17 protein-coding genes are annotated in these 17,988 nt (G+C 66.8%); 12 read left to right on the top strand and 5 right to left on the bottom strand.

The genetic code is table 11. The features are described 5' to 3' along the window. Positions 1-12: 12 nt before the first annotated feature. Entirely contained in the window at positions 13-801 is a 789-nt protein-coding gene (gene flgG, locus SR870_RS11440) for a flagellar basal-body rod protein FlgG (RefSeq protein WP_322518076.1), read from the bottom strand. Between the two features lie 11 nt (positions 802-812). Beyond that, entirely contained in the window at positions 813-1,574 is a 762-nt protein-coding gene (flgF, locus tag SR870_RS11435; protein WP_322518075.1) for a flagellar basal-body rod protein FlgF, read from the bottom strand. A 361-nt stretch (positions 1,575-1,935) separates the two neighbouring features. Here flgF and fliL point away from each other — a divergent pair, with 361 nt between their 5' ends. From fliL to SR870_RS11415, 4 genes are read left to right on the top strand one after another with little or no spacing between them, the layout of a single operon-like run. Beyond that, on the top strand, positions 1,936-2,439 hold the full coding sequence (gene fliL, locus SR870_RS11430; protein ID WP_322518074.1) for a flagellar basal body-associated protein FliL: 504 nt from the start codon (positions 1,936-1,938) through the stop codon (positions 2,437-2,439). 6 nt (positions 2,440-2,445) lie between these two features. Further along, on the top strand, positions 2,446-3,651 hold the full coding sequence (gene fliM / locus SR870_RS11425; protein ID WP_322518073.1) for a flagellar motor switch protein FliM: 1,206 nt from the start codon (positions 2,446-2,448) through the stop codon (positions 3,649-3,651). Beyond that, a complete protein-coding gene (locus SR870_RS11420) occupies positions 3,648-4,082 on the top strand; it encodes a DUF6468 domain-containing protein (protein WP_322518072.1) in 435 nt (144 codons plus the stop codon). The genes fliM and SR870_RS11420 overlap by 4 nt, the downstream gene beginning before the upstream one ends. Then, entirely contained in the window at positions 4,079-4,855 is a 777-nt protein-coding gene (locus SR870_RS11415) for a flagellar protein FlbB (RefSeq protein WP_322518071.1), read from the top strand. Before SR870_RS11420 ends, SR870_RS11415 begins: the two co-directional genes overlap by 4 nt. A 26-nt stretch (positions 4,856-4,881) precedes the next feature. Here the strand turns inward: SR870_RS11415 and SR870_RS11410 are convergent, their stop codons facing one another. Then, positions 4,882-5,211 (bottom strand): GrlR family regulatory protein, encoded by a 330-nt coding sequence (locus SR870_RS11410; RefSeq protein WP_322518070.1) that lies wholly within the window; start codon positions 5,209-5,211, stop codon positions 4,882-4,884. A gap of 347 nt (positions 5,212-5,558) precedes the next feature. Here SR870_RS11410 and SR870_RS11405 point away from each other — a divergent pair, with 347 nt between their 5' ends. Then, positions 5,559-9,323: a tetratricopeptide repeat protein gene (locus SR870_RS11405; protein WP_416221150.1), complete on the top strand. Its 3,765-nt coding sequence runs from the start codon at positions 5,559-5,561 to the stop codon at positions 9,321-9,323. 194 nt (positions 9,324-9,517) lie between these two features. On the opposite strand, the gene fliP is transcribed toward SR870_RS11405, so the two are convergent. Continuing rightward, on the bottom strand, positions 9,518-10,282 hold the full coding sequence (fliP, locus tag SR870_RS11400; RefSeq protein WP_322518068.1) for a flagellar type III secretion system pore protein FliP: 765 nt from the start codon (positions 10,280-10,282) through the stop codon (positions 9,518-9,520). Then, complete coding sequence (locus tag SR870_RS11395) at positions 10,279-11,298, bottom strand: flagellar biosynthetic protein FliO (RefSeq protein ID WP_322518067.1); 1,020 nt, start codon at positions 11,296-11,298, stop codon at positions 10,279-10,281. Before SR870_RS11395 ends, fliP begins: the two co-directional genes overlap by 4 nt. A 341-nt stretch (positions 11,299-11,639) precedes the next feature. On the opposite strand from SR870_RS11395, the gene flgB reads away from it, so the two are divergent. From flgB to cckA, 7 genes are all read left to right on the top strand, one after another. Beyond that, complete coding sequence (gene flgB, locus SR870_RS11390) at positions 11,640-12,050, top strand: flagellar basal body rod protein FlgB (RefSeq protein ID WP_322518066.1); 411 nt, start codon at positions 11,640-11,642, stop codon at positions 12,048-12,050. A gap of 25 nt (positions 12,051-12,075) precedes the next feature. Continuing rightward, entirely contained in the window at positions 12,076-12,501 is a 426-nt protein-coding gene (gene flgC, locus SR870_RS11385; protein ID WP_322518065.1) for a flagellar basal body rod protein FlgC, read from the top strand. 26 nt (positions 12,502-12,527) lie between these two features. Continuing rightward, positions 12,528-12,833, top strand: coding sequence for a flagellar hook-basal body complex protein FliE (gene fliE, locus SR870_RS11380; RefSeq protein ID WP_322518064.1), 306 nt, complete (start codon positions 12,528-12,530; stop codon positions 12,831-12,833). Between the two features lie 145 nt (positions 12,834-12,978). Next, positions 12,979-13,242, top strand: coding sequence for a flagellar biosynthesis protein FliQ (gene fliQ, locus SR870_RS11375; protein ID WP_322518063.1), 264 nt, complete (start codon positions 12,979-12,981; stop codon positions 13,240-13,242). Positions 13,243-13,354: 112 nt separating this feature from the next. After that, positions 13,355-14,122, top strand: a complete 768-nt coding sequence (gene fliR / locus SR870_RS11370; RefSeq protein ID WP_322518062.1) for a flagellar biosynthetic protein FliR — start codon at positions 13,355-13,357, stop codon at positions 14,120-14,122. Between the two features lie 26 nt (positions 14,123-14,148). Next, on the top strand, positions 14,149-15,225 hold the full coding sequence (gene flhB, locus SR870_RS11365) for a flagellar biosynthesis protein FlhB (RefSeq protein ID WP_322518061.1): 1,077 nt from the start codon (positions 14,149-14,151) through the stop codon (positions 15,223-15,225). Positions 15,226-15,414: 189 nt separating this feature from the next. Further along, positions 15,415-17,958, top strand: a complete 2,544-nt coding sequence (gene cckA, locus SR870_RS11360; protein WP_322518253.1) for a cell cycle histidine kinase CckA — start codon at positions 15,415-15,417, stop codon at positions 17,956-17,958. Positions 17,959-17,988: the final 30 nt, after the last annotated feature.

Genomic DNA, 17,988 nt, shown 5'->3' with positions numbered 1-17,988 from the left:
TGGTCAGCTCCCTCAGCGGAACATGTTGGAGGTTGCTTGCAGCATCTGGTCGGCGGCGCTGACGACTTTGGCGTTCATCTCGTAGGCGCGCTGTGCGGAGATCAGGTCGGAGATTTCCGTCACCACTTCGACGTTGGCCTGCTCCAGCGTTTTCTGCATCATGTCGCCGAGACCGTCGGCGGTGGCGATGCCGTCCTGCGGCGGGCCGGACGCCTGGGTCTCGATGAACAAATTGTCGCCTTGCGGCTGCAGCCCGGTCTTGTTGATGAAGCGCGTCAGGCCGATCTGGCCGAGCACGGTCGGCGCTGTCGCCCCTGCCACCGTCACCGACACCTGACCGTTGGTCGCGACCGTAATGCTGGTGGCGCCGTTCGGGATGGTGATGGTCGGCTGCAAGGGGTTGCCGTTCGCCGTGACGACGCGGCCGGTGTTGTCGGTGGTGAACGAGCCGTCGCGGGTGTAGCTGAAGGTGCCGTCCGGCATCTGGATCTTGAAGAAGCCCTCGCCGCGAATGGCGAGGTCGAGATCGTTGCCGGTGGTCGACAGCGTGCCCTGCGTCATCAGCCGCGGGGTGCCGACGGTCTTGACGCCGCCGCCGATGTCGACGCCGACCGGCAGGATCGTGCCCTGGTCCGACGCTTGCGCGCCGACCCGCCGGACGTGGTCGTAGATCAGGTCCTGGAATTGTGCCGTCTGCTTCTTGAACCCCGTCGTCCGCATATTGGCGATGTTGTTGGAAATCACCTGGACGTTGAGTTCCTGGGCGGCCATGCCGGTCGCTGCGGTGTAGAGTGCGCGCATCGTCGATCTCCTTACGCCGGGACTTCGGCAAGCCGCTCGATGGCGGCCTTCTGCAGGTCGCCTTGCTGCTGCAGTAACGACGAGACTTTCTGATAGGAGCGGGTGACGTCGATCATCCGCGTCATTTCCAGCACCGAGTTCACGTTCGATTTCTCGACGTAGCCCTGGCGCACGATCGCCTTGGTGTCGGGCGCGCCGGGGTCGGAGGTCGCGGCGAACAGATTGTCGCCCTGCTTCTCCAGGCTCTGCGGCCGGGCGAACGACACCAGCCGCAGCTTGCCGCGCAGCGAGTCGATGGTGGCGGTGCCTTCCAGCACGCTGATGTTGCCGTCCTGCGCGACGTTGATCGCCTTGTCGGTCGGCTGGAACACGATCGGGCCCGAGGTGCCGAGCACCGGATAGCCGGAGGCGTTGACGAGCTGGCCGCGCGGATTGATCGACAGCTTGCCGTCGCGGGTGAAGCGCTCGCCGGCCGGGGTCTGCACCACAAGGAACGCCGAACCGTCGATCGCGACGTCGAGCGGGTTCTTGGTCTCGTTCAATGGGCCAGCGGAAAAATCGTGATACGCGGCGCGGTCCTGCACGAAGCTGACGCGGCGGTCCCGGCCCTGGAAATTGTCCTCATGCGCGCCGGTGTTCAGGAATTCCTGAAACATGGAGCGTTCGGCCTTGAAGCCGTTGGTGTTCATATTGGCCAGATTGTTCGCGACGACATCCATCTGCCGTTCGAGCACGACCTGCCGCGACAAGCCGACCAGAAGCGTATTCTGCATCGGTGGTTCTCCCTTCCAGGATCCGCCCCCGGTCCTCCCAGACCTTCCGCGGATCGCCTCGAACCGACGCTCTCCCAAGCAGCGGCTCGCGATCTTACTTGCGAGCGCCGTGCCAAGTTGAAATAGTCAGTGATTTCAAGCGCTTGGTCGTTTTGGAGGGGAGGGAGAGGCCGGCAATTAGGGACTTGTTGACCATGTCACCCGGCAGAATCTTCCTAGTTGGCGCCGTCTGGAAAGGTTCCGTTAACCATTGCGCCATAGCGTCGTCACATCAGGGCCTGGTGCGCTGGCGGCTTTAGTCTCGCGTTTACGGTTCGCCTTGGCGGCACAGCGGCTCTTCTCGCAACACGGAACTGCGCCCATGGCGGACCCAGAAAAACCGGATGAAGGCGCAGAGGGCGCCGAAGGCGCCGCGCCGAAGAGCAAGAAGAAGCTCATCATCATCGCGGCCGCGGCCGGGCTGCTGCTGATCGGCGGTGGCGGCGGCGCGTGGTTCTTCATGTCCAAGGGCCACGACGCCGAGAAAGAACACGCCGAGGCCGCCGAGAAAGTGAAACCGCCGAATTTCCTCGAGGTGCCGGAGATCATGGTCAATCTCGCCGGTTCGCCGGGCGAGCGGGTGCAGTATCTCAAGGCCAAGATCGTGCTCGAGGTGAAGGACGAAAAGCTGATCGAACAGATCAAGCCGACGCTGCCGCGGATCACCGACCTGTTTCAGACGTATTTGCGCGAACTGCGCTCCGGCGACCTCAACGGTTCGGTCGGGATGTTCCGGATGAAGGAGGAACTGACCCGGCGCGTCAACGTCGCGATCGCCCCTGCGCAGGTGACCGCGGTGCTGTTCAAGGAAGTACTGGTGCAGTGATCTGACATGGCTGGCCAGGAACAACTCGACCAGGACGCCATCGCCGCCCAATGGGAAGCGTCGATGGCCTCGGAAGACCCCGAGGCCGCCGCGAAGGCGGCCGAGGAGAACGAACTCACCGGGACGATGGCGGAGCAATGGGCCGCCATGGTCGAGGACGGCGGCCGCGATCTCGCCGGCACCGGCAAGAACAGCGGCGAGCGCGTGCTGTCGCAGGAGGAGATCGACAATCTCCTCGGCTTCAGCGTCGGCGAGGTGCATCTCGACGAGAATTCCGGCATCCGCGCCATCATCGACTCGGCGATGGTCTCCTACGAGCGTCTGCCGATGCTCGAAATCGTGTTCGACCGCCTGGTGCGGTTGATGACGACGAGCCTGCGCAATTTCACCTCGGACAACGTCGAGGTCTCGCTCGACCGCATCACTTCGGTGCGGTTCAGCGACTACATGAATTCGATCCCGCTGCCGGCGGTGCTGTGCGTTTTCAAGGCCGAGGAGTGGCAGAATTTCGGGCTCGCCACCGTCGATTCCAGCCTGATCTATTCGATGATCGACGTGCTGCTCGGCGGCCGCCGCGGTCAGGCCGCGATCCGGATCGAGGGCCGGCCCTACACCACAATCGAAACCAATCTGGTGAAGCGGCTGCTGGAGGTCGTGCTCGCCGACGCCGAGCAGGCGTTCCGGCCGTTGTCGCCGGTGGCGTTCTCGATCGACCGGCTCGAAACCAATCCGCGCTTCGCCGCGATCAGCCGTCCGGCCAACGCGGCGATCCTGGTCCGCCTGCACATCGACATGGAAGACCGCGGCGGCAACATCGAGCTGCTGCTGCCTTACGCCACGATCGAACCGATCCGCGGCGTGCTGATGCAGATGTTCATGGGCGAGAAATTCGGCCGTGATCAGGTCTGGGAAGGCCATCTCGCCACCGAGATCGGCCAGGCCGATATTTCGGTCGACGCCGTGTTGTACGAGGCGGAGGTGCCGCTGAAGCAGTTGATGGCGCTGCAGGTCGGCGACACCCTGCCGCTGGATCTGCGCGCCGACGCGCTGGTCGCGGTGCGCTGCGGCAGCGTCACACTGACGGAAGGCCGGATGGGCCGGGTCGGCGATCGCGTCGCCATCCGGGTCACCAAACCATTGCGCAAGCCGGTCACGACCTACGCGATGTTCGAGCGGACCGATGAGCAGAGCAAAATGATGGAGGCACAATGAGCCATACTCTCGGACTGGTCATCGAAAGCCTGGTCGCTGTGCTGCTGATGCTGACGATCGGCTATTGCTGGCTGCTCAACAAGCGGCTGCTGCGGCTCAGGGCCGACGAACAATCGTTGAAGGCGACGATCGGCGAACTGATCACCGTCACCGAAATCGCCGAACGCGCGATCGGCGGGCTCAAGCTCACCGTGCGCGAGGTCAACGAGCATCTCGGCCGCGACATCGCGTCGGCGACGGCGCTGTCCGAACATCTCAAGAAGCAGCTCGCCGAGGGCGACAACGTGCTGCGCCGGCTGTCGAAGATCGTCGCTGCGGCGCGGCCGTCGTCGGAGCAGACCGACGAGCCGGTGATGTCGGCGGCGCGCGCTAATGCGGCGGCGGCGGAAGCCTTCGCCGAGCGACGACGACACAGCGGCCTGGCTGCATGAACGCCTTTCGGGACATCCGCATCCTTCCGGTGGTGCTGGTGGCCATCGCCGGCCTCGCCGTGCTGAAGATTGCCGGTCTGTTGCTCGATGGCGGCTACGTGTTCGACTACGATCCGAACGCGACCAAGCCGTCATGGGCGCAGTCCAACTTCAACTTCCCGGGCGGCAACGTCAAACCAGTGGATCCCGAACTCGCGTCCGATATCACCGGCTCGGTGCCGGCGCCGAAGAAAGAGGAGGCCAAGCCGGAGGTGTCCGCCCCGGAGGAGGTCAAGCTCGTCGATCAGCCGGTCGAACAGCCGCCGGGGATTTCTCCCTCGGAGCGTGCGCTCCTGGAACGGCTGCAGGCACGGCGGCAGGAGCTCGATGCGCGGGCGCGCGAAGTCGAAATCCGCGAGAGCCTGCTGAAGGCCGCGGAGAAGCGGATCGAGGCCCGCGTCGAGGAAATGAAGGCGACCGAGGGCCAGATCGGCAAGGCGACCGAGCAGAAGTCGGAGGCCGACGCCGCGCGCTTCAAGGGCATCATCACGATGTACGAGGCGATGAAGCCGAAGGACGCCGCCAAGATCTTCGACCGGCTGGAAATGCCGGTGCTGATCGAGATCGCGTCGCAGATCGCGCCACGCAAGATGTCCGATATTATGGGGCTGATGACTCCGGAAGCCGCCGAGAAACTGACCGTCGAACTGGCGCGCCGCGCCACCGGCAAGGCCACCGCCTCGGCCGCGGCGCTGCCGAAGATCGAAGGCCGGCCCGTTCCGGCCCGGCAGTAGGTCGGCTCGTCCCGGCAGCGCGCCGGTCAATCGCAGATCCGCGTCAACACCGCCTTGAAGCCCAGCGTCGGCGCTTCCGCGGCGACGCCTTCGACTTGCGCGAAATCGCCGATCGACGAGCCGTAGAAATCGACGCGGACTTCGTCGACGCCGAACACGGAAGGAAAATTGGGATCGCTGGTATGGCGGCGACTCATGACCTCGCCGCGGATCGAGCCGCCGTCCTGTTCGTAGGATCCGATGAAGGCGAAGGCCGAGCTACCCCCGCGCAGCTTTCCGTCCTCTGCGAACAACACGCCCACCGCTTTCCGGCGCGGTGTTTCGAACTCGACCTTGTACAGTCCCTTCAACAGCATGACGCAAGCGATCCTGAATGAAGCCGCTGGGACAACGTTCGAAGTAGCAATCAGATACCGTGCGGAATTGGCGCTTCGGTCCCGAGCGGGTCATACTACATAAAACGTGCTTAGCCGACCGATTTAAATCAGAGATTGTAAAATTGCTGGCACATACGGCCGCGCGTCGATTTCCGGGCGGACCCCGGCCCGCCGCGTACCGGGATGGTTAAGCCAGCGTTAACGGCTTCCATGCTGGAGTGGGGTGCGAATGCCTTCGCTGCGTCGGTGCGCGGCGAACGTCGAGCAATGCGAGAAGGCGGGTGCGGCCCGCCCGGCAGAACAGGGTCGTTGACCGGAAGATACGAATGGCGCGGATGGCTGCCGCTGCAGTTTGGTCGCAGGCGCTCTGCGGGCGCTTCGCACGAGTCTGCCTGGCGTTAGGGCTCGTTCTCGCCGCGGTGCTGTCGCCGCGGCCGGCGGCCGCCCAGGCGGTGCGCGGCGAAGTGAGTTTCGAGTCGACCGGCGGTTACGGACGGTTGCTGTTCAAGCTCGCCGAGGACGTCGAATCCGACGTCGTGATGGCCGGCCTGATCGTGGTGATCCGGTTCAAGCGGCCGGTGGATATTCCGATCGACAAGCTCGCGGATTCCGCGCCGAACTACATCGGCTCGGCGCGGCTCGATCCCGACGGCTATGCGGTCCGGCTGGCGCTGCTGCGCAAGTTCAGCGTCAATCCGATGTCCGCGGGCGAGCGTCTGTACATCGATTTCCTGCCCGACAATTGGGCCGGCGCGCCGCCCGGTCTGCCGCAGGACGTCGTCAAGGCGCTGGCCGAGCGCGCCCGCGCCGCCGAGCGCGCGCTGCGCGCGCAGCAGGCGCGGGCCGAGGTCAAAAAGCGGCCGCCGAGCCGGGTCCGCGCGTCGATGCAGCCGACTTTCGTGCGCTACGTGTTCGAGGTGCCGACCGGCGTGCAGGTGTCGTCGACGCTGACCGACAAGAAGCTCACCGTGCTGTTCAATACTGGGCTGAATTTCGATCTCGCCGATGCGCAGCTCGCGGGCGCGCCGAATGTCGGGTCGATCAGCCAGAAGATCGACGGCGACGGCTCCAGCGTGGACTTCGCACTGATCGGCGGCGCCGACGTGCGCTCGTTTCGCGAGGACAAGAATTTCATCGTCGATGTCAGTTTTCAGCCGCAGGATGCCGAGCCGGCGAAGAAGGATTCGTCGGCGCTGATGCTGCCCGAAATCGCCAGGCTGGAACGCGAGGCCGCGGCCGCAGCGTCGCGCGGCGCGGACAATCCCAAGCCCGATCCGAAGCCGGAGACCCGATCCGAGGCCAAATCGTCCGAGACCAAGCCCGCGGCGAGGCCGGATGCGAAGCCCGATACGAAGCCGGTCGTTGCGGCGGTGCCGCCGCCGGCGCCGCCGAAAGCCATGGCGGTCTCGCCGACGCCCGCCGGCCCGTCGGCGCGGCGCGACGAAACGCCGGTGCCGGCTGTGATCGCACCGGCCGTCGCCCTACCGGTCGCGGTCGCGCCGAAGATTGCGGCGCCGGCTGCCGTGGTGAGCGAGACGCCCACTCCCGCCGGGCCACCGGTCAAAGCCGGCGCGGCGGCGGCGGTCGCCGAGGCTCCGAAGCCGCCGCCCGCGCCCGAACCGCCGGCCGTTGCAATCAATCCCGCTGCAGCCAATGCGGCCCGTCCCGTCGAGGCGCGCCGCAACACCGACGGCCTGCAGCTCGCTTTCGCCTTCGCGGCGCCGACGCCGGCGGCGCTGTTCCGGCGCGGCGACATGATCTGGCTGGTGCTCGACAACACCGCCCCGTTCGATCTTTCGGCGATCCGCCGCGAGGGCGGCGGCATCGTCGGCGACGTCAGCCGCGTGGCGCTGCCGAACGGACAGGCGATCCGGCTGGGTCTCGATCGCCCGCAACTCGCAACGCTGAGCGACGACGACGGCTCCGGAAAGAACTGGTCGATCACGCTCGCCGATTCAGGCCGCGGCGCTGCGCGGCCGTTGACCGCGGTGCGCAACATCGCCGATCCCGCCCGCGCCACCGTCGCCGTGGCGCTCGCCGGCCTCGGCCAGATGCATCGCCTGACCGATCCGGAAGCCGGCGACGCACTCACGGTGATCACCGCGCTGCCGCCGCCGCGCGGTTTCATCAAGCGTCAGAGCTTCGTCGAGTTCAATCTGCTGGAGACGCTGCACGGCGTGGTGATCGAACTGAAGTCCGACGACGTCACCGTCGAGACGGCGGCGGATGCGGTGGTGCTGTCGCGGCCCGGCGGCCTGACGCTGTCGTCGGCCGAACCGGCCGGGCAGGCGGGCTCCCCGGCCGAGCGGCCGTTCTTCGACATCACCCAATGGGCCAAAGACCAGGAGGGGCGCTTTATCGATGCGCTCGACGCTCGCATCCGGACGGCGTCGGCGGCGACCGGCGACGACCGCTTGCCGACCCGGCTCGATCTGGCGCGGTTCTACATGGCGCGCGGCCTGTATCACGAAGCCAAGGGCGCGCTCGACCTGGCGTTGCTGGGCGTCAAACCCGGGCAGGAAGACGCCGCGACGATGATCGGCCACGCCGCGGCGAGCGCGCTGATGGCGCGGCCGGAGCAGACGCTGAAGGACGTCGCCAATCCGGCGATCGCCTCGACCTACGAGGCGCAGTTGTGGAAGGGCGTCGCGCTGGCGCGCCAGGGCAAATGGCCTGAGGCCCGCGAGAAGCTCAAATCCGTGCAATTCGCCATCACGGCGCTGCCGCTCGACATGCAGCGCGAGGTGCTCGCCACCGCGATGCGCGCGTCGCTGGAAGTGCGCGACTATGCCGGTGCCGCCAAGATCAGCAGCGATTTCGATCTGGTCGGGATTCCGCCGGAGATGAAGCCGCAGCTCGCGGTGATGCGCGGCTGGCTCGACGAGGCGCTCGGCCGCGATCCCGAAGCGCTCAGGAGGTACAAGGAAGCGATGGCGTCGGCCGATCGTCAGGCCGCCAGCGAAGCCAAGTTCCGCGACGTCGTGCTGCGCAGCAAGCGCGGCGAGATGACGCCGGAGGAAGCGCTGCCGGAGCTCGAGCGACTGTCGATGACGTGGCGCGGCGACGATCTCGAGGTTCGCACCCAGCAATTGCTGTCGAAGCTCTACGCCAATGCCGGGCGCTATCGCGATTCGCTGGCTGCGGCGCGGACCGCGACGCAGCTCGCGCCGAACTCCGAATATGCGCGCCAGGCGCAGGACGACAGCCGCGCGCTGTTCGCGCAGCTCTTCATCGGCAACAAGGGCGACGACCTTCCGCCGATCGAGGCGCTGGCGACCTTCTACGAATTCCGCGAGCTGACGCCGATCGGCCGCCGCGGCGACGAGATGATCCGCAGGCTCGCCGACCGCCTGGTCGCGGTCGATCTTTTGGATCAGGCCAGTGAGCTGTTGCAGTACCAGGTCGACAAGCGGCTCGAAGGCGCGGCGCGCGCCCAGGTCGCGGCAAGGCTGGCGATGGTCTATCTGATGAACCGCAAGCCCGACCGCGCCATCGCCGCGCTGCATTCGTCGCGGATCGCCGACCTCGCCGGCGAACTGCGTCAGCAGCGGCTGCTGCTCGAAGCGCGGGCGCAGAGCGATATCGGCCGTCACGATCTCGCACTCGACATCATCACCCATATCGGCGGCCGCGAGGCGATCCGGCTGCGCTCCGACATCTACTGGGCGTCGCGGCGCTGGCGCGAATCCTCCGAGCAGATCGAACTGTATCTCGGCGACCGCTGGCGCGATTTCACGCCGCTGTCGCAGGCCGAGAAGAGCGACGTGATCCGCGCCGTGGTCGGCTACGCGCTGGCCGAGGATGCGCTCGGCCTCGGCCGCTTCCGTGAGAAATTCGCGCCGCTGATGACCGATCCCGCCGACCGCGCCGCGTTCGATATCGCCAGCACGCCGGCCGCGGGCGATACGGCGGCGTTCGCTGCGATCGCCAAGATGGCGGCGAGCGTCGACACGCTGGAAGGCTTCCTGCGCGAAATGAAGCAGCGCTTCCCCGAGGCCAGCGCCCGCGCCACGCCGCCCGTCGCCGACATGACCTCGACCGGCTCGCTGCCGGAAATCCCGAAGATCCGCGTCATCAAGATGACGCGGTAGCAACTCGCTCCATTCGACAATCCTCTCGTTCGTCATTCCGGGGCGCGCGCAGCGCGAACCCGGAATCTCGAGATGTCCTGAACCTCTGGATTCCGGGTTCGCGAACTGCGTTCGCGCCCCGGAATGACGGATAGGACGTATCAGGAAGTACACAGGAGGAGGGCGAGCCACTATTCGCCCTATGGCATCCTTGACTACCCGCTGCCCGAATAGCTCTGCACCAGCGAGCCGGCGACCAGCGACCAGCCGTCGACCAGCACGAAGAAGATCAGCTTGAACGGCAGCGAGACGACGACCGGCGGCAGCATCATCATGCCCATCGACATCAGCACCGAGGCGACGACGAGGTCGATGATCAGGAACGGCAGGAACAGCAGGAAGCCGATCTCGAAGGCGCGTTTCAGTTCGGAGATCATGAAGGCCGGCATCAGGATGCGCAGCGACAGATCCTCCGGCGTCGCCGGCGGCGGCTCGCCGGAGAGGTCGAGGAACAGTTTGAGGTCCTTCTCGCGCACGTTCTTCTGCATGAAGATCCGCAGCGGGCCGGAGGCGCGCACCAACGCGTCCTCGACGCTCATCTCGTTGGCGATCAGCGGCTTGATGCCGTCGTCGTAGGATTTCTGCAGCGTCGGCCCCATCACGAAGGCGGTGAGGAACAGCGCCAGCGCGATGATCACCATGTTGGGCGGCGCCGTCGCGGTGCCGAGCGCGGTGCGCAGCAGCGACAGCACCACCACGATCCGGGTGAACGACGTCATCATGATCAGGATCGACGGCGCGATCGACAGCACCGTCAGCAGCGCGATCAGTTGGATTGCGCGCTCGGTGACGCCGGTGCCGCCGCCGCCGAGATTGATGCTGACGTCCTGCGCATGGGCCGGAGCCGCCAGCGCGGCTGCGGTGGCGGTCAGGACGGCGAGAAAAAGAACAACTCTACGCGGTGTGGCCGGGCGGCTCACGAAGGAGACTTCGGACGCCCCAGCAGCGACGCCATTTCGTCTTCGAGGCTCTCGAATCCGGATTTCGGCGAATCGGGGGCGGGCGCCGGTGACTCGGGGCGCGACGGCTCGAGGCGCGACGGCTCGGGGCGCGGCGGTTCGGACGCGCGGGGCGCCGGGCGGGCCGGCGGTTCGGGCGCGACCGGTGGTGCGGCTTCCGGCCTGGGGTCGGCCGGACGACGCAGCGCGGCTTCCAGCCGGTTGGCCATGTCGGCGAGATTCTGGTCGGCAGACGACAGCGCCGTCGGTGCCGGTTGCGCGGGGGCGGGCGGTGCCGGGGGTGGAGGCGGCGCCGGGCGCTCGGCCCGAATCGGCGGCGGCGCCTTCGGCGGCTCGGGCCGGGGCGGGCGCGGCATCGCCGGCTCGGCGCGCGGGCGCGGCGCGGGATCCATCCGGGGCTCGGGCCGGGATTCGCGGGGCTCGGGTCGAGGTTCCGGACGCGGCTCGTGCCGGGCGATCGGCGGCAGTTCGGGCCGGGTCATCGGCTCGGGGACCAGACCGGCGAACGGATCGTTGCCCGGGAACTCGGCGGGGCGGCGCGTCGGCATCGCCGGCGGTGCGGGCCTGCGCGCCTCGTCCGCGAACGAGGGGCGCGACGGGCGCGGCTGCGGCTCCGGTTCGGGCGCTTCGGCTGCGCCTTCGGGCTCCCAGTCCACCGGGCTCAGCCGCGGCTCCACGCCGAGCCCCGGACGCGGCGCCTCGCGCGCCGGGTTGGCGCGGACGATGTTGGGTTCGACGACGATGTCGCTCGGGCCGCCGATCATCAGCAGATGCTCGACATTGTCACGGCGCACCAGCACCAGCCGGCGCCGGCCGTCGACCGCGGCAGCGTCGATCACCGCCAGCCTCGGCATCCGGCCGCTCTTGGTGTGCGCGCCGAGGCGGTTGCCGGCGAATCGGCGAACCAGCCAGGCTGCCGCGCCGATCATCGCCAGGACGGCCAGAAACGCAAAAAAGAACAACAATGGTTGCGACATGCTCGATCCCCGGAGAGAAGCGGGTCGGTTTCGGCGTCCCCCGCCGTCACTGACCCGAATGAAGGTAGATGTCCGGCGACGCTCGGCGCCCCTCGTTCATCCTTCTTAATAAGCAGCGGCAAGAACTGCCATCCGATTTTTCTCATACGCCACGAATCATGGGGACCAAAACGCCTTCCGCACGCGGCAAACGCGATTTCGCGCAGCGTGCCGAAAGACATTCGTAACGAAATCGCAAGCCTTTCGTAACCAATCTTAACCGGCCGTTAACCATAACCCCGGCAAATTCTGCCTACTCCCGGCAGTGTCGCAAAGCAGTGGCGGCCGGGACGGAGGCGGCGATGGCGATCAATGATCTTCCGATGCTGGCGGCGCTGCGCACCAAGATGCAATGGCATCAGGAGCGCCAGAAAGTGCTGGCCGAAAACGTCTCGAACTCGGACACGCCGGGGTTCCAGCCGCGCGATCTGGTCGCGCCGAAATTCAACTCGGCCGGCCAACTGACCGCCAGTTCCGCCGGCGGCGCGCTGCCGATGATGATGACGAGCGCGTCGCATATGAAAGCGCCCGGCGGCACGGTTTCGTTTGCGGAGGATCGTCGGGCTGGATTCCAGACCCGTCCGGCCGGCAATGCCGTCAATCTCGAGGACCAGATGATGAAGGTCTCGGCCAACCAGATGGATTACGCCGCCGCGACCTCGCTCTACAGCCGCAGTCTCGGCCTGCTGAAAACCGCAATCGGCAAGCGCTGACCCACGCCACCCGGGAGATTGAACCATGGCAGACGACGCAGGCGATTTTTCAAGGTCGATGGGCATCGCCACCTCCGGGCTGCGTGCCCAGGCCGGGCGGATGCGGGTGATCTCCGAAAACATCGCCAATGCGGATTCGACCGCGCAGAAGCCGGGCGGCGATCCGTATCGGCGCAAGGTGCCGACCTTCACCTCGGCGCTCGACCGATCGCTCGACGCCCGCACCGTGGCGCTCGGCCGGGTCAAGCCGGACACCTCGGCGTTCCGGCTGAAATACGAACCGACCAATCCGGCCGCCGACCCGGCCGGCAACGTCAAGTACCCGAACGTCAATTCGATGATCGAGATGACCGACATGCGCAGCGCGCAGCGGTCCTACGAAGCCAATCTCAACGTCATCAGCGCGACGCGCCGGATGATCCAACGCACCCTCGATATCCTCAAGGCCTGAACCGGGCCCGAGCCGGGAGACCACCCATGGCGTCACCGATTTCCGCAGCCAATGCCTATGCGAGCCTCGCCCGGCTCGCCAATCCCGGCGGTGCCGGCAAGCCGACCGACGCCGGCCCGTCATTCGGCGCGCTGGTCAAGGATGCGATGGGCAGCGTCCTCGACGCCGGCCGCAAGTCCGACGCCCAGACCGTGGCGATGGCCAACGGCAAGTCGAACGTCATGGACGTGGTCACCGCCGTCGCCGAGACCGACGTCGCGGTGTCGACGCTGGTGTCGGTGCGCGACCGGGTGATCCAGTCCTACGAGGAAATCCTCAGGATGCAGATCTGATCGGCGACCGCTCGCAGACGGGTCGACGCCGACAGGTGCCGTCATTGCGAGCGAAGCGAAGCAATCCAGGACCAATCGGTGAAGCATCTGGATTGCTTCGTCGCTGCGCTCCTCGCAATGACGCCACACAACGAAGGATCTCCATATGACCGGCGCTGAAACTCTCGATATCGCCCGCGAAGCGGTCTGGACGATCGTGATCGTCTCGGCGCCGTTGATGGGGGTCGGCCTGGTCGTCGGCGTGGCGGTGTCGCTGGTGCAGGCGCTGACCCAGATCCAGGAACAGACGCTGGTGTTCGTGCCGAAGATTCTGGCGATGTTCCTCACGCTGGTGCTGACGCTGCCGTTCATGGCCGATCGGCTTCACGCCGAAATGCTGCGGATTTCATCGCGAATCGTCGGCGGTTGACGCATGATCGGGGTCCGCGCCACCGGACGGTGTGCGGCGTTCGCGGCCGCTATCGCAGCGGTCCGCCGCGCCGCCACCGCGGTCGCCCTTGATCCCGACGCAGATTCCCGCCATGCGCATCGACGTCTCGTTCCTGCCCGCGCTCGGCGCCGCCTTCATGCTGGTGTTCGCCCGCGTCGGCGCGATGGTGATGCTGATGCCGACGCTCGGCGAAACCAACATCCCGACGCGGATCAAGCTGTCGATCGCGCTCGGCCTGACGCTGATCATCCTGCCGCTGCACCGCAATGCCTATCAGGTCGACATGTCGTCGCTGACGCCGCTGCTGGTGCTGATGGTGCAGGAAATCATCATCGGCATCGTGCTCGGCGCCACCGCGCGAGTGACGCTGTCGGCGCTGCAGGTCGCGGGCTCGGTGATCGCGCAGCAGCTCGGGCTCGGCTTCGTCACGGCGGTCGATCCGACCCAGGGGCAGCAGGGGCTGCTGATCGGCAATTTCCTCACCATTCTCGGCGTGACGATGCTGTTCGCCACGGATTCGCATCATCTGGTGATCGAGGCGCTCAGCGACAGCTACAAGATCTTCGCGCCCGGCGAGTTGCTGAACAGCGGCGACGTCGCCGCGCTCGCCACCAAGGCCTTCGCCGCCTCGTTCAAGATCGGCATGCAACTCGCCGCGCCGTTCCTGGTGTTCGGCCTGGTGTTCAATATCGGCCTCGGCATCCTGGCGCGGCTGATGCCGCAAATGCAGGTGTATTTCGTCGGCGTGCCGCTCTCCATCGTGATCGGCTTCATTATCCTCGCGGCCGTGCTCACCACGATGATGACCACGTTTCTCAACTATTTCGGCGGCGTCATGCAGGAATTGACGCCACGCTGAGCCCGACCGCGCGGGACGCCTGAGCGATGTCGGACGACAGCGACCAGGAGAAACAAGAAGAGCCGACACAGAAGCGCCTCGACGACGCGCTCGAGAAAGGCGACGTCGCCAAGAGCCAGGAGGTCAACACCTGGTTCGTGATCGCCGGCGCGACCCTGCTGCTGTCGTCGTTTTCCGGCTCGATCGGCACCGGCATCACCGGGCCGATGAAGGTGCTGATCGAGAAGTCCTGGATGCTCCCAGTCGACGGCGACGGCCTTCTCGGGCTCACCAAGAGCCTGATGCTGACGCTGATCTCGGTTCTCGGCGTGCCGCTGCTGCTGCTGGCGCTGGTCGCGATCGGCAGCAATCTGATCCAGCATCGGCTGGTGTTCTCCGCCGAGGGGCTGAAGCCGAAACTCAGCAAGCTGTCGCCACTCGAGGGCGCCAAGCGGTTGTTCGGCAAGCAGGCGCTGGCGAATTTCGTCAAGGGCCTGTTCAAGGTGATCGCGCTCGGCGTGGTGATGGTCGCGGTGCTGTATCCGGAGCGCGACCGGCTCGACGCGCTGCTGCAGATGGACGTCGCCGCGCTGCTCGGCGTCACGGTTTCGCTGACACTGAAACTGATGGGGACGGTGGCGGCGGTGCTCGCCTTCGTCGCGGCCGGCGACTATTTCTTCCAGTACCACACCTGGCGCGAGCGACAGAAGATGTCGCTGCAGGAGGTCAAGGAAGAATACAAGCAGTCGGAAGGTGACCCCCACATCAAGGGCCGAATCCGGCAGATCCGTTACCAGCGGATGAAGAAGCGGATGATGGCGGCGGTGCCCGGCGCCTCGGTCGTCATCACCAACCCGACCCACTTCTCGGTGGCGCTGAAATACGAGCGCGGCATGCAGGCGCCGATCTGCGTCGCCAAGGGCGCCGACGCGATCGCGTTCAAGATCAGGGAAGTGGCGAAGGCCAACGACGTGCCGATCGTCGAGAACGTGCCGCTGGCGCGCGCGCTCTACGCCACCGTCGACGTCGACGAGGAAATCCCGGTCGAGCACTATCACGCCGTCGCCGAGGTGATCGGCTACGTCATGAACCTGCGGCGGCGCTTCGGCGGCCGGCGGACCTGAAGCAATGGCGATGCGGGGGCCGGGCGATCGCCGTGAGCGGATTTTCGGGGATTGCCGCTCCGATCAGGCCGTTCGGACCTGTCGGGAGAGCGGCCGGGACCGAGGATGTACTTGCGCGGTCGGCTCCGATTCAGGCAGGTGGGGCCGTGCCGCCGCTGCGCCGGCGGGCAAGGGATCGGTTCGGTGACCATGACCATCAACGACCATCAGGCTCCGCCCCCCGCCGCGGAGCCGGGGCGCCGCCGCGGCAGCATCGTCCTGGTGTTGCTGGTGGCGGGCGCCATCGTCGCCGCCGCCGTGGCGTTCATGACGCTCGGCCGCGCCGAGGCGCAGCCCTATATTCTCGGCCTGCTGGCGCTTCTGGCGATGGTCGGGCTGTTCATGCTGTTCGCCTTCGCCGCCGGGATCGTCGGCTTCGCCGACCGGGCTGCCGACGATCCGGTGCTGCGGGCGATCTCCGAGGGCGCGTTCGACGGCATCGCCGTCACCGATTCGCGCGGCCATGTGGTCTATGCCAACCCGGCCTATCTGGCGCTGACCGGCGCTGCGACGATGCTGGACGTCCGGCCGGTGGAGCGGGTGTTCATCGGCAATCCCGACGTCTCCGAGGCCGTGTTCCGGCTGCTGAAGGCGGCGCGCGAGGGCAAGCGGCTGCAGGAAGAGGTCCGCGTCGCCGGCGCCGACGGCGTGCAGGGCCGCTGGATGCGGATGCGGGTGCGTCCGCTCGGGCCCGGCAAGCGCGAGGCCAAGCAGACGGTGTGGTCGCTGGCCGACATCACCCGCGACCGCGAGCACCAGGAGGACGTGTTCCAGGAACTGCAGCACGCCATCGAATATCTCGACCACGCGCCCTGCGGGTTCTTCTCGGTCGATGCCGCCGGCAACCTGGTCTACGTCAACGCGACGCTGGCGAACTGGCTCGACCACGACCTCGCGGAAATCGGTTCCGGCGGCTTGAAGCTCGGCGACATCGTCTCCGGCGACGGCGCGGCATTGCTGACCTCGATCGTGCCCGAACCGGGCGAGGTCAAGACCGAAGTATTCGACATCGACCTGAAGATGCGCAGCGGCAAGACCATGCCGGTGCGGCTGTATCACAAGCTCGCCTTCGGCGCCGACGGCGCGCCCGGCGCGTCGCGCACGCTGGTGATCAGCCGCGCCCGCGACGAGCGGCTCGATCCGCAACGCGCCGCCGAGATCCGCTTCATGCGGTTCTTCGACCACACCCCGATGGCGATCGCCACGGTGGACAAATCCGGCGCGGTGGTGCGCGCCAATGCCCGCTTCGCCAAGCTGGCGCAGAGCCTGGACTCGTCGGGCGGCGCCGCCAGGTCGATTCTCGCCGCGGTCAGCACCCGCGACCGCGCCACGCTCGGCGCGGCGATCGATCAGGCCGCGCAGGGCCAGGCCGACATCGCGCCGGTCGAGGTGATGCTCGACGGCGCCAAGGAACGCTGGGGGCAGTTCTTCGTCACCGCGGTCGCCGACGACGGCGACGCCGAGGCCGCGATCGTCTATCTGCTCGAGACCACCGAGCGGCGCGCGCTGGAGAACCAGGTCAACCAGGCGCAGAAGATGGACACGATCGGCCAGCTCGCCGGCGGCATCGCGCACGATTTCAACAACGTGCTCTCGGCCATCATGATGGCCAACGACTTCCTGCTGAACGCGCACAAGCCGACCGACCCGTCGTTCCAGGACATCATGCAGATCAAGCAGAACGCCACCCGCGCCGCGACGCTGGTGCGGCAATTGCTGGCGTTCTCGCGCAAGCAGACATTGCGCCCGCAGGTGCTCGATCTCGGCGAGGCGCTGACCGACATCGACCGGCTGCTGAAGCGACTGATCGGCGAGAAGGTCTCGCTCGAAATGCAACACGGCCGCGACCTGTGGCGGGTCAAGGCCGACGTCTCGCAATTCGAGCAGGTGATCGTCAATCTCGCGGTGAATGCGCGCGACGCGATGCCCGACGGCGGTAAGCTCGCGATCCGCACCTCCAACGTCCCGGCCGCGGAAGCGGCGCAACTCGCCCACAAGGGCATGCCGGCGGCGGACTACGTGCGGATCGACGTCAGCGACACAGGCACCGGCATCCCCGCCGATATCGTCGACAAGATATTCGAGCCGTTCTTCTCGACCAAGGACGTCGGCAAGGGCACCGGCCTCGGGCTCTCGACCGTGTACGGCATCATCAAGCAGACCGGCGGCTTCGTCTACGTCGACTCCGAGCCCGGCCGGGGCACCACCTTCCACATCTTCCTGCCGCGCCACGACGCGCTGCCAGAGGCGCAGCCGGACGCGCCGGCGGTGATCGGCAGCGCGGCGGCGGCGGCCTCCGCCAAGCCGCGCGCCGACATGACCGGGCAGGGCACCATCCTGCTGGTCGAGGACGAGGAGGGCCTGCGCTCGCTCAACGCCCGCGGCCTGCGTTCGCGCGGCTACCACGTGATCGAGGCCGGCAACGGCATCGAAGCGATGGAAGCGCTGGAGGCGGAGAACGGCGGCATCGATCTCGTCGTCTCCGACGTGGTGATGCCGGAGATGGACGGCCCGACTTTGTTGAAGGAAATGCGCGCGCGCAATCCCGATCTGAAGATCATCTTCGTCTCCGGCTATGCCGAAGACGCGTTCGAGAAGAGCCTGCCGGAAAACGAGCAGTTCGCGTTCCTGGCGAAACCCTTCGCCCTGAGCGCGCTGGTTGCGAAGGTGAAGGAGACGATGGGGGCGAACTAAGCCGTTCGTCTTGGTTCCGGCCGATTCGGG

The sequence above is a fragment of the Rhodopseudomonas palustris genome, from assembly GCF_034479375.1.
Classification (GTDB): domain Bacteria; phylum Pseudomonadota; class Alphaproteobacteria; order Rhizobiales; family Xanthobacteraceae; genus Rhodopseudomonas; species Rhodopseudomonas palustris_M.
The sequence above is the reverse complement of the archived record's forward strand: the minus strand, read 5'-3'. Positions and strand labels throughout refer to the sequence as shown.

Coding starts and splice junctions, on each gene's coding strand:
- SR870_RS11405 (WP_416221150.1), top strand. CDS start 5,559: ATGGCGCGGATGGCTGCCGCTGCAGTTTGGTCGCAGGCGCTCTGCGGG.
- SR870_RS11420 (WP_322518072.1), top strand. CDS start 3,648: ATGAGCCATACTCTCGGACTGGTCATCGAAAGCCTGGTCGCTGTGCTG.
- fliL (WP_322518074.1), top strand. CDS start 1,936: ATGGCGGACCCAGAAAAACCGGATGAAGGCGCAGAGGGCGCCGAAGGC.
- flgF (WP_322518075.1), bottom strand. CDS start 1,574: ATGCAGAATACGCTTCTGGTCGGCTTGTCGCGGCAGGTCGTGCTCGAA.
- fliR (WP_322518062.1), top strand. CDS start 13,355: ATGCGCATCGACGTCTCGTTCCTGCCCGCGCTCGGCGCCGCCTTCATG.
- fliM (WP_322518073.1), top strand. CDS start 2,446: ATGGCTGGCCAGGAACAACTCGACCAGGACGCCATCGCCGCCCAATGG.
- SR870_RS11415 (WP_322518071.1), top strand. CDS start 4,079: ATGAACGCCTTTCGGGACATCCGCATCCTTCCGGTGGTGCTGGTGGCC.
- flhB (WP_322518061.1), top strand. CDS start 14,149: ATGTCGGACGACAGCGACCAGGAGAAACAAGAAGAGCCGACACAGAAG.
- fliE (WP_322518064.1), top strand. CDS start 12,528: ATGGCGTCACCGATTTCCGCAGCCAATGCCTATGCGAGCCTCGCCCGG.
- SR870_RS11410 (WP_322518070.1), bottom strand. CDS start 5,211: ATGCTGTTGAAGGGACTGTACAAGGTCGAGTTCGAAACACCGCGCCGG.
- flgB (WP_322518066.1), top strand. CDS start 11,640: ATGGCGATCAATGATCTTCCGATGCTGGCGGCGCTGCGCACCAAGATG.
- SR870_RS11395 (WP_322518067.1), bottom strand. CDS start 11,298: ATGTCGCAACCATTGTTGTTCTTTTTTGCGTTTCTGGCCGTCCTGGCG.
- flgC (WP_322518065.1), top strand. CDS start 12,076: ATGGCAGACGACGCAGGCGATTTTTCAAGGTCGATGGGCATCGCCACC.
- cckA (WP_322518253.1), top strand. CDS start 15,415: ATGACCATCAACGACCATCAGGCTCCGCCCCCCGCCGCGGAGCCGGGG.
- fliQ (WP_322518063.1), top strand. CDS start 12,979: ATGACCGGCGCTGAAACTCTCGATATCGCCCGCGAAGCGGTCTGGACG.
- flgG (WP_322518076.1), bottom strand. CDS start 801: ATGCGCGCACTCTACACCGCAGCGACCGGCATGGCCGCCCAGGAACTC.